Annotated in this window: 16 protein-coding genes; 7 read left to right on the forward strand and 9 right to left on the reverse strand. The window is 31.3% G+C overall.

All coding sequences use genetic code 11. The annotated features are described in order from the left end of the window. Position 1: 1 nt before the first annotated feature. From Q0945_RS03835 to Q0945_RS03860, 6 genes are all read left to right on the forward strand, one after another. On the forward strand, positions 2–1,450 hold the full coding sequence (locus Q0945_RS03835) for a SusD/RagB family nutrient-binding outer membrane lipoprotein (RefSeq protein WP_299430948.1): 1,449 nt from the start codon (positions 2–4) through the stop codon (positions 1,448–1,450). Positions 1,451–1,507: 57 nt separating this feature from the next. Beyond that, positions 1,508–2,887: a sodium:solute symporter gene (locus Q0945_RS03840; RefSeq protein ID WP_299430950.1), complete on the forward strand. Its 1,380-nt coding sequence runs from the start codon at positions 1,508–1,510 to the stop codon at positions 2,885–2,887. Next, positions 2,872–3,735 (forward strand): metallophosphoesterase family protein, encoded by an 864-nt coding sequence (locus tag Q0945_RS03845; RefSeq protein WP_299430952.1) that lies wholly within the window; start codon positions 2,872–2,874, stop codon positions 3,733–3,735. The genes Q0945_RS03840 and Q0945_RS03845 overlap by 16 nt, the downstream gene beginning before the upstream one ends. 2 nt (positions 3,736–3,737) lie before the next feature. Further along, positions 3,738–4,073 carry an arsenosugar biosynthesis-associated peroxidase-like protein gene (locus Q0945_RS03850; RefSeq protein ID WP_121064259.1) on the forward strand — a complete coding sequence of 112 codons (336 nt, stop codon included), beginning with the start codon at positions 3,738–3,740 and terminating at the stop codon, positions 4,071–4,073. Between the two features lie 103 nt (positions 4,074–4,176). Next, positions 4,177–5,232 carry an arsenosugar biosynthesis radical SAM (seleno)protein ArsS gene (gene arsS, locus Q0945_RS03855; protein WP_299430954.1) on the forward strand — a complete coding sequence of 352 codons (1,056 nt, stop codon included), beginning with the start codon at positions 4,177–4,179 and terminating at the stop codon, positions 5,230–5,232. Between the two features lie 300 nt (positions 5,233–5,532). Then, complete coding sequence (locus Q0945_RS03860) at positions 5,533–6,150, forward strand: TetR/AcrR family transcriptional regulator (RefSeq protein WP_299430956.1); 618 nt, start codon at positions 5,533–5,535, stop codon at positions 6,148–6,150. 71 nt (positions 6,151–6,221) lie between these two features. On the opposite strand, the gene Q0945_RS03865 is transcribed toward Q0945_RS03860, so the two are convergent. From Q0945_RS03865 to Q0945_RS03875, 3 genes are read right to left on the reverse strand one after another with little or no spacing between them, the layout of a single operon-like run. Then, on the reverse strand, positions 6,222–7,289 hold the full coding sequence (locus tag Q0945_RS03865; RefSeq protein WP_299430958.1) for a glycosyltransferase family 9 protein: 1,068 nt from the start codon (positions 7,287–7,289) through the stop codon (positions 6,222–6,224). A gap of 17 nt (positions 7,290–7,306) precedes the next feature. Continuing rightward, entirely contained in the window at positions 7,307–7,909 is a 603-nt protein-coding gene (locus Q0945_RS03870; RefSeq protein ID WP_299430960.1) for a DUF4254 domain-containing protein, read from the reverse strand. A 30-nt stretch (positions 7,910–7,939) separates the two neighbouring features. Then, positions 7,940–8,875, reverse strand: a complete 936-nt coding sequence (locus tag Q0945_RS03875; RefSeq protein WP_299430961.1) for a DUF6427 family protein — start codon at positions 8,873–8,875, stop codon at positions 7,940–7,942. Positions 8,876–8,915: 40 nt separating this feature from the next. Here Q0945_RS03875 and Q0945_RS03880 point away from each other — a divergent pair, with 40 nt between their 5' ends. After that, positions 8,916–9,137: a uracil phosphoribosyltransferase gene (locus Q0945_RS03880; protein WP_299430963.1), complete on the forward strand. Its 222-nt coding sequence runs from the start codon at positions 8,916–8,918 to the stop codon at positions 9,135–9,137. Here the strand turns inward: Q0945_RS03880 and purD are convergent. From purD to Q0945_RS03910, 6 genes are read right to left on the reverse strand one after another with little or no spacing between them, the layout of a single operon-like run. Continuing rightward, entirely contained in the window at positions 9,132–10,403 is a 1,272-nt protein-coding gene (gene purD / locus Q0945_RS03885; protein WP_299430965.1) for a phosphoribosylamine--glycine ligase, read from the reverse strand. The two genes, Q0945_RS03880 and purD, sit on opposite strands and share 6 nt — an antisense overlap. A gap of 51 nt (positions 10,404–10,454) precedes the next feature. After that, positions 10,455–11,426 (reverse strand): UDP-glucuronic acid decarboxylase family protein, encoded by a 972-nt coding sequence (locus tag Q0945_RS03890; RefSeq protein ID WP_299430967.1) that lies wholly within the window; start codon positions 11,424–11,426, stop codon positions 10,455–10,457. Between the two features lies 1 nt (position 11,427). Further along, positions 11,428–12,612, reverse strand: a complete 1,185-nt coding sequence (locus Q0945_RS03895; RefSeq protein WP_299430969.1) for an MraY family glycosyltransferase — start codon at positions 12,610–12,612, stop codon at positions 11,428–11,430. Positions 12,613–12,660: 48 nt separating this feature from the next. Beyond that, positions 12,661–13,851: a glycosyltransferase family 4 protein gene (locus tag Q0945_RS03900; RefSeq protein WP_299430971.1), complete on the reverse strand. Its 1,191-nt coding sequence runs from the start codon at positions 13,849–13,851 to the stop codon at positions 12,661–12,663. Beyond that, entirely contained in the window at positions 13,848–15,428 is a 1,581-nt protein-coding gene (locus Q0945_RS03905; protein WP_299430973.1) for an alginate lyase family protein, read from the reverse strand. The genes Q0945_RS03900 and Q0945_RS03905 overlap by 4 nt, the downstream gene beginning before the upstream one ends. Beyond that, the gene (locus Q0945_RS03910; protein ID WP_299430975.1) at positions 15,410–17,530 is read right to left on the reverse strand and encodes a bi-domain-containing oxidoreductase; all 2,121 of its coding nucleotides are present in this window, start codon (positions 17,528–17,530) and stop codon (positions 15,410–15,412) included. Before Q0945_RS03910 ends, Q0945_RS03905 begins: the two co-directional genes overlap by 19 nt. Positions 17,531–17,559: the final 29 nt, after the last annotated feature.

Genomic DNA, 17,559 nt, shown 5'->3' on the forward strand with positions numbered 1-17,559 from the left:
AATGATATATAAAAAATATACAGTACTAATAACACTTTGCATTATTGCAACAGTATTTTCTTGTACCAAAGACTTTAAAGAAATAAATACGAATCCTAATGCTCCTGTTAGCGTACAACCAAGTTTACTTTTAAGACAAGTAATTTATGATTATGGAGAGCAAATGTCTTATGAAGGTTTTACTGCAGGAAACTTATTGGGGCAGTATACTACAGCATTAGATTTTAATCTTTTTGACCGTCATGATTTAAAATCACCACAACTTGGTGGTAATCCTTGGCCAATATTGTATACCAATCTTAGAGATAACGAACAAATACTAACGCTTGCTTTAGAGAATGAAACTTTTGCTGTTTATGAAGGACCTTCCAGAATACTAAAAGCATATATGGCTGGTGCACTTACCGATATTTTTGGTGATGTTCCCTATTCCGAAGCTTTTAAAGGGAAAGACATTACGGTAACACCGGCTTATGATACACAAGAATCTATTTACTTAGAAGAAGGTGGCATACTAGATAATTTAGAAAAAGGAATTACTGCAATAGAAAACTATAATGGTTCTATAACCTTAGAAGGCGATATTCTTTTTAATGGCGATTTAGATGCATGGGTTCGTTTTGCAAAATCGTTACAATTAAAATTTTTAATGCGTATTTCGGATAAAGAAAATGTAGCAGCACAAATACAAGTTTTATATACCGAAAACAAATTCATTGCAAACAATTCTCAAAATGCAAAATTTGATTTTACAGACGGAGAACCAAACAATTTTAGACTAGCAAGATTACGTGTTGGCGATTTTAACAACTTTGTTTTATCAGAAACAATGGACGAAATACTAACCAATTTAAACGACCCTAGGCTTGCTACATTATTTAGACCTTTTAGCAATAGTACTACAGGGAAATACAACGGTTTACTAAATGGTATTGATGCCTCACAAACCTCCATTGCATTAGCAGATTATTCTTTAACGGGAACTATTTTTAGAGAGAACTCTGGAGTTTTAAATGCTAATTTTATGACTAGTTGGGAAACCAAATTTTTACTTGCAGAAGCCGCAGAAAAATTGCTTATTTCTGCTGATGCACAGATATTATATGAACAAGCGGTAGAAGAATCATTTGCATATTGGGGTACAACATTACCAACAAATTACCTTACTACTGTTGCAGCATATAGGCAAAACGGGCAAAATCCTATAGAACAAATTATTACCCAAAAATGGATTTCTAATATGATAAATGGTTATGAAGGGTGGATAGAATATAGAAGAACAGGCTACCCGCAACTTAAAACTATCTCGGCAAGCTTAAACAACAATATGCTTCCTGTTCGTATGCCTTACCCAGCTGAGGAAGAAGCCTTAAATAATAGCAATTATACAGAAGCATCTACTAATACAAATGGTAATAGTATAAATGTAAAAGTATGGTGGGATGAGTAATAATCCCCTCTATCCCCAAAGGGGGAATTGTTACTATTGCGATAGAAAATAAAAAATATGAAATACAATGGTATTATAACGCTAATAGAATCGTCCCCTTTAGGGATAGAGGGGATTCAATGGGCATTAGTAATAACATCTAGTTTGGTGTTGTTTTTCTTGTCTCCATTAGCAAAAAATACCAATCAGTTTTTTATGGCTAAGCATCGTAAAAAAGCCCCCAATGCCTTTATGTTAATGGGTAGTTTGGTAATCTCTTGGATATTTGCAAAGAGTATTACCAATGCCGCTAATTTAGGTTTAGCTTTTGGTCTGGTAGGTGGTGTTGCCTATGCAGCGTATTATGCATCCTTTGCTGTTGCCGGTATTGTTATTTATAAAATGAGAACCAAAGGAAATTATACAAGCATTCATCAATTTTTAACCACAAAATTTGGTAAAAGTGCCGTTGCAGTTTTCTCTATATTAATAGCTTTTCGTTTGTTTAATGAAGTTTGGAGCAATACTATGGTAATTGGTTCTTACTTTGGTGCTATAGGAACTAGTAGTTATTATTGGTCTATTTTAGTTTTTACAGCGCTTACTCTATCCTATGTATTAAAAGGTGGAATGAGTAGCTCCATTTTCACAGATGTAATTCAGATGGGGTTATTTTCTGTATTAATAGTAGTTATTCTTGGAGCTATATTTAATTCCGATGCTTCATTTACAACCTCTAAAGTAATCTCTTCTGGAACTTGGTCTTTTGAAATGGGATTAAATTTACTCTTTGCAGCTTTACTACAGTCATTAAGTTATCCTTTTCATGATCCTGTTCTTACAGATAGAGGGTTTATTAGTAGTCCTAAAGTAACTTTAAAAAGCTTTTTATGGGCAACTCTTATAGGGGCAATTTGTATTATTTTATTTAGCATAATAGGGGTTTATGCCCAGTATTCAGGGCTTAAAGGACAAGCTGCAGTAGAAGTAGGTAAAGCTTTTGGTGTAGTTATTTTACTTGTAATTAATTTTATAATGATAACCTCAGCTGCTTCTACACTAGATTCTACCTTTTCTTCATTTTCTAAACTCCTATCTATAGATTTAAATCTTGGAAATACTTTAAAATTTGGAAGAGGCTCTATGGTAGCTATTGCTGTTCTAGGCACTATACCAGTTTTTCTTGATGCAGAAATACTATCTGCAACTACCATAAGCGGTACTATGGTCATAGGCCTTACCCCTGTATTTATATTTTGGCATAAAAAAGCAGCAGCACTTAGTTTTCATTTAAGTGTTTTTGCTGGAGTTATTTTTGGTTTTTTATTGATTTTTAAAATATTCCCACAGCAATTAATTTTTACTACTGGTAAATATGCAGATTTACTTTGGATTAATTTCTGGGGTATTCTTAGTTGTGTAACCTTATACTTTATTCCCACATGGATAAAAAAATAATACATCTTGGAGAGCATAAAGGCAAAATGCTAATTTTTGGTGGTGTATACAGCAACCTACAAGCATTACAAGCCTTAAAAGAGGTTTCTAAAGAAGAGGGTATTGCTCCTGAAAATTGTATTTGTACAGGAGATATACTTGGTTATTGTGCACAGCCCGAAGAAACAATAAAACTATTTAAAGAGTGGAAAGCATTAAGCATTTTAGGTAATGTAGAATTACAATTAGTTGAAGGAGCAGAAGATTGCGGTTGTGATTTTACACAAGGAAGTAGATGTGACAATTTTTCTAAATTATGGTACCCGTATGCACAAAGTAAATTATCTAAAGAATCTTTAAATTGGATGGCTACTTTACCACACCATATTTCTTTTACATACGGCTCTAAAAATGTTAGCGTTGTGCATGGTTCTTATTCTAATATATCTGAATTTATATTTGAATCTACTCCAGACCAAATAAAAGAAGAAAGCATAAAGAGCTTAAATTCTGATGTTATTCTTGCAGGACATTGTGGCCTACCTTTTCATTCTAACATAAAAGAAAAATTATGGCTAAACCCCGGTGTAATAGGCATGCCTGCTAATGATGGTACTTCTAGAGTTTGGTATATGATTCTAGAAAATATAGAAGGCTGCATAAATTATACTCATAGGTATTTAAATTACAATTACAAACTGGCTTCTTCCCTAATGGAAGAAAATAATTTACCCGTAGAATATACTAAAACCTTAGTTTCCGGTATATGGGATAACATGGAAATATTACCCAAAATAGAAAAGAAATTACAAGGAATACCTTATGATTTTGAAACAATTATAAAAGAATATCAAATTATAAAAAAATAAACATGGCAGATTCTTACTACGACCCAAAAGATTTAAGAAAATTTGGAAAAATAACCGAATGGAGTGAAAATTTAGGAACAAAATTCTTTGACTATTATGGTGAGGTTTTTAAAGAAGGAGCTTTAACTGCTCGCGAAAAATCTTTAATTGCATTGGCTGTAGCACATACAGAAAAATGTCCTTATTGCATAGATGCGTATACAAAAGATGGTTTGCAAAAAGGAATTACTAAAGAAGAAATGATGGAAGCTGTTCATGTAGGTGCTGCCATAAAAAGTGGTGCTGCTTTAGTACACGGTGTACAAATGATGAATAAGCATGATAAATTATCTATGTAACCTTCTAAGTATCTAAAGAAAAACTTAAATATATTTTTATTAAAATGAAAGTAATACGTTAAATAGAGTACTAAGCATGTATTACTCTTACTAATTAGAAAAAATGGCTACAAAATCATTACAAGCAAAGGGGAAAGACTTAGCAATAGCTAATAAGCAACTAGAAATTTTAAATGGAGGTATTTTCGCAGATGGAGAACTCCCTTATTTTAAGGATAATATTGCTAAAATTGGTCATTTTCCTTTACGTCCAAAAAAGTTAGAAATTCTTCAGATAAATGTTGGTTATATGTGTAACCAAGTTTGTGAGCACTGTCATGTAGATGCTGGTCCTGATCGTAAAGAGATTATGACACGTGAGACCATGCAACAATGCTTAGAAGTAATTAAAAATACAGGAGCGCACACGTTAGATTTAACTGGAGGTGCTCCTGAAATGAACCCTAACTTTCGTTGGTTTGTAGAAGAAGCCGCAAAAGCTGGTATTAAAGATTTTATTGTACGCTCTAACCTTACAATAATTAGAGCAAATAAAAAGTACTACGATTTACCAGATTTCTTTAAAAAACATAATGTACACGTTATATCTTCTATGCCACATTATACCCGTGGAAAAACAGATAAGCAACGTGGTGATGGTGTTTTTGACAAGTCCATAAAAGCATTACAAGAACTAAATGAACGTGGCTACGGTATGCCTGGCAGCGACTTACGATTAGATTTGGTTTACAATCCGTCTGGTGCATATTTACCAGGAGACCAAATGGCTTTACAGGCAGATTTTAAAAAGGCTCTTAAAGAAGATTTTAATATCGATTTTCATAATTTATTTGCAATTACTAACTTACCAATAGCGCGGTTTTTAGACTACCTAATAGCATCTGAAAATTATGAAGACTATATGTATGCATTAGTAGAAGCATATAACCCTTCTGCTGTTGCAAATGTTATGTGTACCAATACTATTTCTATAAGTTGGGATGGTTGGTTATATGATTGTGATTTTAACCAAATGTTAGATTTAAAGGTTGCAAGTAAGGTAAAGCATATTAAAGATTATAATGAAGATATATTAAATGATAGAAACATAATTATATCACAACATTGTTATGGTTGTACCGCTGGTTCTGGTAGTAGCTGCCAAGGAACAGTTGCTTAAAAATTTTTTTCTACGTAGTTTCCCCGGCAGGAAAAATGTTTGCAAAACCTCTATTAATTTAGGGGTTTTTGTATTTTAAATCCCTTTTAAAAATTAAAAAAGAACCGTTTATTTTATTTATACTACCGTTTAACAAACTAGGTAGTTTGTAATTATAGTGAAGAAAATGGTAGTTCATCGAGCTTTTTACTTTTTAACGATTTTACACAACAATACACCTTTTAAAATACTAGCAAAACTAAGTTCGGCGGTTCTTTGTATAGAGACTTAATGGTCTGTTTAACCCAAAACCCAAATCTTATGAGTAATAGTATAAAACGCATGGCTACCATGCAAAGAATGCAAGTAACAGGACTAGAGTTATTTTACAAAAAAGGATATTATAATACTAGTGTAGACGATATTTTAAAAGAACTTTCCCTTTCTAAAGGAGCTTTTTATTATCATTATGATTCTAAAGAAGACTTTTTTGTTCAAATTATAGACAACCTTATAGTACGTAGAGTATATAGTATGTTAATTGAACCTATAGAAGGCCATGATAACCCTTTAGATTTAATTACAAACTGTTTTGATAATGCATTAGAGACTGCTGTTCATAATGAAATGGACTTTGGTTTTATGTTAAGTAACTTAATTGCTGAATTTAACGGTAAAAATGATACCATAATGAAACATTTAACCGATGTTTTAAAAATATGGGAAGTAAACCTAGTTACGACATTACAAAAAGGAAAATTTAATGGTTTTATAGATAGGCATGTAGACTGTGAAGGCGTTGCCACCTATTTAATGAGCTCTTTTATTGGTATTAGAACACTCATGACCGATGTTGCTCCAAGTGCACGTAAATACCGGTTTATGGCACAATTAAGACAATATTTTAAAAGTATAGAATTAAAGCCAGAAAGTGTATAAATTAACTTTTACTCGATAATCGAGATTTAAATGCTCCGACGCTTGCGTCGAAATCAATGCTAATTTTACTTCTAATGCCTTGTGGTCTTGCCCTGAGGTAGTTTACTTAAAGTCTCCACAATTTTTTGAACTATATTTTTGGGTTCTATAGTATACATTACCCTTTCATAACCCTCTGGGAATTTATTTCCATAAACAGATGTTGGTAAGAAAGGGTATTGTTTAGTATCCGATGTTAAACAATTTTCCATCTCTTGCCCAAAAGGAGCAAAACCAGCATAAGGATGTGTAACCCCCCAAAGTGTAATTGTAGGTACACCATACATTGCAGCTAAATGTGAGTTACCACTATCCATGGCCAACATAACATCTAGATTAGAAATAAGGGTAAGTTCTTCTTTAAAACTCAAATTGCCTGCAATATTTATACAATTAGAATAAGTCTCTTCTAATTTTTGAAGTTGCTTTTTTTCCGATTTTCCACCTCCAAAAAGTAAAATAGTATTCTCATTTGTAGCATCTATTTCTTTTATAACCCTTTCCATTAATTCTAAAGGATACATTTTGCCTTTAAAAGCTGCAAAAGGTGCAATTCCTATCCATTTTTTTGGAGAAGATCCTACTAGTTTTACAATAGTATCTTCTATAGACTCTCTTTGTAAAACATTTTCTTTAGAAAGGTTTATGGTATACCCTAATTTTCTAAAGACATCCGCATATCTTTCAGGAGTAGTTTTTAAAGGTTGTATGTTCTTAACTTTAAGAGCCGTTAAATCCTTTTTTTCTTGTCTGCCTTTATTTATCTGAACAAAAGGAATAGAGCCTAAAACAAAGTACGTTTTTAAAATATTACTTCGTAAAACGTTATGTAAATCTGCCACTTGAGAAATACCTAAATCCTTAAGCTCTTTAGATAGTTTTCTTAAACCAAGAACACCTTTATGCTTCCCTTTTACATCTGCCTCATAAACTTCTACATTTTTTAATTGCGCAAACATAGGTTTAAAAAATGCCCTAGTTAAAACCGTAATTTTTATTTGTGGGTTTTGTTTTAGTAATGCAGAAAGTACAGGAATAGTCATTGCTACATCTCCCATTGCGGATAATCGTATAACAAGAATGTGCTTTTGTGCGCTCACAAGGAATGTAATTCAATTTATTTTTGACCTCTAAGAACTGGGTTTAGCTCATCATCATTATACATTTTCATTTGCTTATAAACCTTCATAAACTTAGAACCTTCTTCAATATCTAATAATAATTGATCTATTGCAATTGTAAGGTCTTTTTTCTGCTCTAATAGAACATTCAATTTTGTAGTACAAGTTGTTATATGTTTTGCAGAAGCATCTTTACGGTTTACTTCTTCTTGCATATGATAAATCTTTAAAGACAAAATAGATAAACGATCTATTGCCCATGCAGGGCTTTCTGTATTAATAGTGGCATTTTCTTTTATTTGTACCGATTGGTATTTATTTAAAAAATAACTATCTATATACTCTACTAAATCTGTTCTATCCTGGTTACTAGCATCAATTTTACGCTTTAATATTAATGCAGCTTCAGGATTAATTTCTGGGTCTCTTATAATATCTTCATAATGCCATTGTACGGTATCTATCCAATTTTTTCTATATAAAAGATGAGAAATTTCATTCTTTGGATATGGGTTTTTAAAAGGCTGATTTACATTATCCAAAACATGGTATTGTTGAATGCTTTTTTCAAAAATATCGAAAGCAAATTGACTAAACATAATAATAAATTTTAAACAAAGATACCTATTTTATGATAGGAATAAAGTAGAACAAAAAACTAATAAAGGAACTAAAATACTTAGTATTAATACTACTTCTTTAAACTTAGGTTTTTCTATAGATTCTAAATAGTTTGTGAAAAAAATAGCAGAAGAGAAAAAAGTAAAAATAATAGGGTTTCCATCACCAAAAGATAACAATACAATTACTAACCCTATAAGAAAAACATACGAAATTAATCGCATAGTAGTTACTTTACCAACGCCCGAGGCGCCCATTTTAAGAAAAGCTAATACACTAATAATAATATTTAATAAAATGTAAATACTATATTTAGTATTAGTTCCCCAATTTAAAAAGTAGTCTTTTTTAAAATGAAAGTTAAAGGTATACCGCTCTAAAAAAAAAGAGGCGGAATTTGCTAAAATTAAAATGCTATATGTTATAGAAATAAAAGCAACTATTCCTACAAATGGCACTAACCAATTTCTTATATTTTTTGGCTCGTAAATATAAATAGCAGCAAAAACAAGTATTAAAAATAACAAAGACCAATTGTAAAATAATGAAGCTATTAAAATCCATAAAGTGGCGTCAAAAATTTTTAACTTAATACTTTTTAAAGATTTTATACTTAATATTCTTCTAATTGCTAGCAACAAGAAAAAAGCACTTACTATAGCCTTACTATCTAGTAAGGTTTCTGGAAAAACAAGACATAATGCTGCAAAAAATAAGATTGCAAAAGAATTTGCCCCAGTAATTTTATTACGCTGAATAATAAAATTAGAAACAAAAACACTACTCATTAAAATTGCTACAATTGCTGCTTTTATAAGTATTTGCTCTGTTTTTAATCCTGTGTTAGAAAGATAAAATTGTACTAACCAATAGAGCAAAAAAAGAAAAGTTGCAACAATAATGTAATTAATTGGCTTTGTTTTGCCAAAAATGCTTGAAATCATCCTTGATTTTTATATTTTTGCACCGTAAATATACTATAAGATGAAAGCATTTTTTGAAAACATACAAGATTTATTTGTAAATGTACTTTTCGCTCCTTTAGACACATTGCGTTTTATGGAGAGTTGGTGGGCCGCAAATACCATTAATTGGATTTTTATGATAATAGGATCAATAGCTATGGTTTATTGGATGCTAGAATTAAAAAAATATAACGATAAAGGAGAAGAAGATAAGAGTAGCACAAGCCACTCTTACTTATAAATCAAATCCTAAGTCCTTGCGATAATTCATCTTATCAAAATGTAGTTTTTCTATATTTTGATAAGATTTTTTTAGTGCCTCTTTGAAATCTTTACCATAAGAGGTAATTGCCATTACACGCCCCCCATTAGTTACAACTTTACCGTTTTCTATTGTTGTTCCTGCATGAAATACCAAGGAGTCTTCTATAGTATTATATCCTGTGATTTCTTTTCCTTTTTCATATGCCTCTGGATATCCACCAGAAACAGTCATAACTGTAGTTGCTGTACGGTCATCTAATTCCAAATTAATAGCATCTAAAGTTTGGTTCCCAACTGCTTGAAATACGGCAACTAAATCATTTTTAATTCTTGGAATAACAACCTCTGTTTCGGGATCTCCCATACGAACATTATATTCTATTACAAGAGGGTTATTATTCACGTTTATTAAGCCTATAAAAATAAATCCTTTATATGGCAAATTATCCTTTTTAAGCCCTTCTACGGTAGGAATAACAACTTGCTTATGGATTTTATCCATAAACTCTTCATCTGCAAAAGGAACAGGTGAAATAGCTCCCATACCTCCGGTATTTAATCCAGTGTCTCCTTCTCCTATACGTTTATAGTCTTTAGCCGTTGGTAAAACCTTATAACCGTCACCATCTGTAAGAACAAAAACAGAAAGTTCTATGCCATCTAAAAACTCTTCAATAACTACAGTAGCACTAGCATTACCAAATTTAGAATCTACCAGCATTGCTTTTAGCTCATCTTTTGCTTCTTGTAAATTTTTAAGAATTAAAACTCCTTTACCTGCTGCTAAACCATCTGCCTTTAATACATATGGTGCATTTAAGCTTTCTAAAAAAGTGTACCCTTCTTCTAAATTTGCAGAAGTAAAGCTTTTATACTTTGCCGTTGGAATATTATGTTTGTACATAAACTCTTTTGCAAATTCTTTACTACCTTCTAATGTAGCCGCTGCTTTTTGCGGACCTATTACTGGAATACTCTTTAAAGAATCATCCTTTAAAAAATAATCATGAACTCCGTTAACCAAAGGGTCTTCTGGGCCAACAATTACCATTTCTATGCTATTTTCTATTACCGCTTTTTTTATAGCTTCAAAATCATTAACACCTATAGTTAAATTAGTTGCAATTTCTGCTGTTCCTGCGTTACCAGGTGCAACAAATAAATTAGATAATTTAGGACTTTGTTTAAGTTTCCAAGCAAATGTGTGTTCGCGGCCACCAGAGCCAAGAATAAGTATGTTCATGGTAAAAAATTTTGGCAAAAATAGGTTATGCCAATTTATAATTTAAGTTTTCTAAGAAAAATTACGATGTTCTTTTTTTAGAAGCTCTTCTTTAGAGAGGGATTTAAAATAATCAAATACAATTTTTAATCCTTCAGAACGCTCTACTTTAGGTTCCCAATCTAATATTTCTTTTGCTTTAGAAATATCTGGTTGTCTTTGTAATGGGTCATCTTGAGGTAAAGGTTTATATATAACTTTCTGAGAGGTTCCTGTAAGTTTTATAATTTCTTGAGCAAATTCTTTTATAGTTGTTTCATGTGGGTTTCCAATATTAATTGGATCTGTATAATCGCTCATTAATAATCTATATATTCCTTCTACTTGATCATCTATATAACAAAAAGAACGTGTTTGCGACCCATCTCCAAAAACAGTTAAATCTTCTCCACGTAATGCTTGTCCCATAAAAGCAGGAACAACCCTGCCATCATTTAAACGCATTCTAGGGCCATAGGTATTAAAAATACGAACTATACGAGTATCTAACCCATGAAAGCGATGATACGCCATTGTAATGGACTCCATAAACCTTTTAGCTTCATCATAAACTCCTCTTGGACCTATTGGGCTAACGTTACCATAATATTCTTCATTTTGAGGATGCACTAATGGATCACCGTAAACTTCAGAAGTTGACGCAACTAATATTCTTGCATTTTTTTGTTTTGCTACTCCTAAGAGATTTAAAGTACCTAAAGAACCAACTTTTAAAGTTTCTATAGGAATTTTAAGATAATCTATAGGGCTTGCTGGTGAAGCAAAGTGTAAAATATAATCTAACTCGCCAGGAACATGAACAAATGTACTAACATCATGGTGTTGAAACTCAAACTGTTTTAAAGGAAAAAGGTGTTCTATATTTTTAAGATCTCCAGTAATAAGATTATCCATACCAATTACATGAAACCCTTCTTTTATAAAACGATCACATAAATGTGAACCTAAAAATCCTGCAGCTCCTGTTATTAGTATTCTTTTCATTTTATTGTTTGCTTTCATTTTGATCCCTTACAATACTAATATTCTTTTTAGTTTTATTTTTATTACTACTCCCTTTTGCTTTTAGACTTTCTACTTTTCTTTTTAGCATTATTTTCTGCTTTAGAGTAGTAAAACTATAATTATATTTAAAGAAAATATATCCTAAAAATATTACAACAGAAACAAGCATTATAACCATCCCAAGGTTTTTTGCCTTACTCCCTAAAACAATAAAGAGCATTACAAAAAGTAAATTAAAACAACCTATAATAAAGCTAGCTTGTTTATGACTTAGTCCCCAATAATCTATTAATACATGGTGGGTATGATTCCTATCTGGAGAAAAAGGTCCTTTTTTATTGGCAATACGTATGGTAAAAACTCTTGCGGTATCAAAAAGAGGTACAATTAATATACTTATAGCAATTAATGGCGCATTTTCTAATAAGAAAGGCATTTCTGTATAACTTTCTGGTCCTAATGCTAAAAACTTTAAAGTAAGTATACTAATTATAAATCCTACTATTAAAGAACCTGTGTCTCCCATAAATATTTTTTTATCTGACGAAAGATTAAATCCAAGAAAAGCCATTAAACTAGCATTTAGCGTTATGCTTAAAAGGGCGAAAAAATACTCTCCAGTAAGGTAAAAAATAGTTGTATATAAAACCATAATTACAATACCAACTATAGAGGCTAAACCATCTATACCATCAATTAAATTATAGGAATTTATAATAGTAAGCATCATAAAACCTGCAATTCCTAAATATAAATAGTAGGGTATTTCATTTACATTTAAAAAACCATTTAAAGAGGTAATAGTAAAACTCGGGTTTGCTAAAATAAATGCTACCGCAAATGCTTGTGCTAATAACTTGGCTCCAGGTGAAATAACGACCAAATCGTCTTTAAGACCAACAATAAATAATATAGTTAGTCCAGGAATTATATAAATAGCCTCCTGTGTAACCGCCCAACTCTCTATAAAAAAAAGAGCGAAAACTAGAGTAAAAAAAAAGGAAACTCCACCCAATGTAGGTGTCCTGTTTTTATGAGAGCTTCGCTGGTTAGGGTCATCCATTAATCTTTTATACTCAACTACCTTTATTACTTTAGGAATTGTTAAGTAAACCAGTAGAAAAGAGCCTATAAAAATTAATACTGCTGTTTCAAAAAAATTCAAACTATCAATTTTAAAGCTTAAAAATAGGTAACTTTATTCATTTTAAATCTAATTTCTTAAAAACCTTAGCATTTTTCTTGCAAGAAGATTCCTGTCAAAATCTTTTAACAAGCTTTCATATTTATTACTATCTATTTTATTACTTGTAACAACGCTCTCTATTTTTTTAAAAAAAGAAAGTTCATTTTCTGGTTCAAAACAAAAACCAATACCATAATTTTCTACTAACTCTTTTGCTTCCCCTTCTACTCCAAGTAATATTGGTTTATGCATTCCTGCCAACTCAAAAATTTTAGACGGTAAAACTGATTCGAAAGTTTTACACTTTTTTAAATTTACCAATCCTACATCTAATACAGAAATGTATTGTTTCACCTTTTTTTTCTCTACAGCTGATAACATTGTTACATTAGAAAGCCCTTTACTTATAGTCATTAATTTTTCTTTTTCTGCTCCAGTCCCTAAAAAAATAAAATGTATTTCTTTGTTTTTGATTTTTTTTGCAGATTCTATAATAAAATCTAACTTATGCGCCATACCATGAGTTCCTATATATCCAATTACAAATTTATCTTTAAGATTTAATTCTTTTATAAGTTTTTCATTTTTGGGTATAGGAGAAAACATTTCAGCGTTAATTCCATTTTTCACAACTTCTATTTTAGTTTGTTTTATACCTCTATCATTTATTAATTGTGTTTTAAAAGAATCCGTAACCGTAATTATCTTCCAAGCACTTTTATACATTTTAAGCTCTAAATATTCAAAAAATAAAAAGATAGGTTTATTACTCATTGCGCCAACTGCTTTTACAGATTCTGGCCATAAATCTCTTACTTCCATTACCCATCTTTTACGTTTCCAAAAAGCTAGCCACCTTCCAGATATTGCAGTAAAAAATTGAGGAGATGTTGCTACAATTAAATCGGTCTTAATAAATAATCCAACTAAAAATGAGGCTAACATGTAACTTAAAAAATCTAGTATTCTTTTTAGGAACCCTTTATTTGCAGAAATATATGACCAAACTCTTATTACTTTAATACCATCTAAAATTTCAGTTTGGTATAATTTATTTTTATATCCCTTAAATAGTTTTCCTTCTGGAAAATTTGGCGCACAAGTAATTACTGTTACCTCCACTCCCTCTTTGACCCACTCCTTACAGTGTTCATAAGTTCTTGTTGCTGGAGCATTAAATTCAGGAGGAAAATTATCGGTTAAGAACAGTAATTTCATAAGTAAATTTCAGTTTTTAGTTTTTTTTGAAAAGTTACAGAAATTTTTTGCGACTTTTCTCTTTGATTAAATCCAGTAGCATAATCAAAAGGTATTAGCTCAATAGAAGAGAAATTCTCAAAAGAGATTTGAATATTTTGATGTATTAAAAAAACCTTATTTCCTTTAATTTTTACAGAATTTATGGAAGGATGTAAATGAAAAAAAGCAATTTTTTTTAATTGAGATGCCTTGTTAAACGAATCTTCAATAGTTAAATGGGAAGCTTTTGAAACAAACTTTCTGGAATGAAAAAGACCAAGTTTTTTGTAGCCATCATGTTGGGCTTTAACAAAACCTTCATCTTCTTCAAGTAAATTTACTTTTGCTCTCTTAGCAACTCTAAATCCACCCCAAACTTGTGTTTGATCTTGACTATCTACCACTACAGTATTATGTGCCGCTGTTTCACGCTCTTTTTGTCTTAAAGCGTTCTTTTCATAAGTAGAAGTTCCGGTATCCACGATTATTGGTTTTCCCGCAACATATAATTCAAAATTAAAGGTATCTGAATGCACATGTCCAGGTTGATAGGTTGGGCCAACATTTCCTACATCAACAAAAAGTTCATAATCATCATTTTTAAACTTTCGATAACCAGAATCTGAAAGAATACTACTAGACCAATTGAGCCCTAATTCGTTTGCGTATTTAACCAATTGGTTTGAAGTTGGTGCAATACCAAAAGCACTATCATTCACCATTGGGATGTTACCCCCGGAAAAAGTAACGCTCTCAAGCCATGAAAGCATTTTTAAGGCCTTTTCTTTCAAAAATAAGGCCATTCCATCTTCCTTCCAGAAATTCAGCTTAATAAGGCTTATACAGTCTAAAAGACGGTGCAAAAGTATTTGATGGTACATTGGTGAAAGTTCGAAATGAGCACCATCATTCAAAATTTGTTCCTCTAGTTCTGCTTTCAGAATATGGATTGCTTTTGCATAAAATTTCACGTCCTTAAAATAGTAAGCACCAAAGAAAAGAGAAAACCCGTTTTCTAATAAATGATTACCTAATAAATGATATTCAAGGTTGTTAAGTAGTGTCTGATAATGGTTATATAAATTCTTATTGATTTCTGAATCAGAAATTGAATATTTAGACAAAAATTTTACCCAGTTTATCCCTCGAAGTGAAATTGGATATGGTTCTTTACCATCTTTTAAATTCGCCTCGTTTTGAATATAGTCATGAATTAAAAAAAGGCCGTCTTCGCTTGAAATTGTTTTTTGATTTAAGAAATCAAAATAATTCAAATTGTAGGTCCAAAGTTTACCGTAAGCATTGTAATTCCAATCAATTTCAGAAATAAAGTTATGCTCTAAGTTTAGAAACTTGAAAGAATTATTTTTAATATAACTATCGGTATATAAAAAAGAATCTTGCCATTTTATAACTTTAATGTTTTTACTAAGCTGTTTTTTATATTCTTTTTTGAAAAACTTATTTCTAAATAAATAATATCCTCGAAAATAAATTTGTTTAAAACGAAGGTATTTTAAAGTATAGAAAAGTAATTTTAGTTTATTGAAATCCATTTACCTTGTTTCAATGATTCAATTGCAGCAAATGATGCCTTAGTTGTATTTACAATTTCATCAAAAGGAATTATTGATGCTCCTCCATTTTGCTGTTGTTCTATGAGTTCATTAAATTGGTTAAAATGACCCTTATCTTGTTTTGAAGAAGCATTTCCTCCCCCTTTGAAACCGTAGGACTTAAGTTTTCTCCAATTATCCATAATTAATGTGCGTTCTTGAGAATACACTTCAACGCGTTCTTTTGAATATGCCTTACTACCATTCGCAAAATAATTAATAACAGCATTAGAACCGTTTTCATACCGTATGAGTATACTTGCGTTGTCTGTATTTTCTTCTGGATTTATACCCATAGCATTCATACAGACTTCTTTTACTTTACTTCCTGTAAAATAGGTGCATAAATCTATATAATGACAAGCCTCTCCTACTATCCTTCCTCCACCGACTTCCATATCATGTACCCACACATCGGCAGGAATAAAACCTGCATTCATTGTAGCAACTATATTAATCGGAGTATTATCATTACCAAGTAATTTTTTCATGCTTTTTGCTAATGGAGCAAAACGCCTATTAAACCCAACACTTACACTTACATTTTGGTTTTTATATGCTAAAATTATACTTTCTAGTTCACTTTCTGTTAGTGCTAAGGGTTTTTCTACAAAAACACTTTTCCCTGAATTAATTGTTTCTAATACCATCGAAGCATGCATATTATGCTTTGTTGTTATTAGTACTAAGTCTACATCCGAATCGTTTAATATCTCTTTGTAATTAGAAGTTGAATTAGCAATAGAATGCCTCTTAGCCATAATGGTAGAAGAAAGCCCTCCAGAGCTTGCTATATACTTAATCTCAGCGTTTATTTTTTTAAGATTTGGTAATATAGTTGAACTCGTAAAATTTCCAGAACCTATAATCCCTATAGTTCCATTTTTTTCTTTAAAATATTTTCTAGAAATTTCTACAGTATTAATAGGATCCGCTGTATTGGTATATTCTAAAATAGATGCTATGGATTTTGAATTACCCATATCTCCATATATTTTATCGAATTCTTCTAAAGGTATACGTTCCGTTATTAATGGTTTTACGTCTAAAGTTCCTTTTGCTATAGCAGTTAATATAGCTTCAAAATTCCTCTTTTCTGTCCAACGAACATATCCTATTGGATAGTCATTGCCTTTTTGCTCATATTCTTCATCATACCTTCCTGGCCCATATGAACAAGACACTTGAAATGAAATTTCTTTTTCATAAAAGTCCGCTCTACTAATATCTAAGCCAATTACTCCTACTAAAATTACACGACCTCTTTTTCTACACATCTGTGCAGATTGAGCTATAATTTCATTACTTTTATTAGAAGCAGTTATTATTACCCCATCTGCTCCTATATCATTGGTATAAGATTCTACAAATTTTACTTGATCCGTACCTTGCCCTGGATTAACGGCTACAATTCCTTTTTCATTAGCAATACGAACTTTTTCAGGGTCAAAATCAAAACCAATTACATTACAGCCATTTGCCATTAATAATTCTGCAGTTACTAACCCTATAAGACCTAAACCAACAACTACAATAGTTTCTCCAAAAGTTGGGTTTAATAAACGTATTCCTTGTAATCCTATAGAACCAATAACAGTAAAAGCCGCTTCTTCATCTGTAACAGTATCAGGAATTTTAGCCACCAAATTTTTAGGAAGATTTACATACTCTGCATGATTACCATTAGATGCAACACGGTCTCCTACTTGAAATTCAGTAACTCCTCTTCCAATACCAACAACTTCTCCAACATTACAATATCCAAGAGGAAGTGGTTGATTTAGTTTATTTAAAACAGCATCCATGGTAGGTTTAAGACCATCTGTCTTTACTTTATTCAAAACCATTTTTACCTTGTCTGGTTGCTGCTTTGCTTTTTGAATAAAATTAGCTTTACCAAATTCTACCAGCATACGCTCAGTCCCTAAAGAAACTAATGTTCTAAAGGTTTTAATAAGTACAAATCCAGGTTTTACCATTGGGACTGGCACTTCTTCTAAAATTGTTTCTCCGTTTTTAAGATCTTGTATAATTTGTTTCATTTTTAACTATCTAATCTTTTACAATATTT

Source organism: uncultured Maribacter sp., assembly GCF_947500405.1.
Lineage (GTDB): Bacteria > Bacteroidota > Bacteroidia > Flavobacteriales > Flavobacteriaceae > Maribacter_B.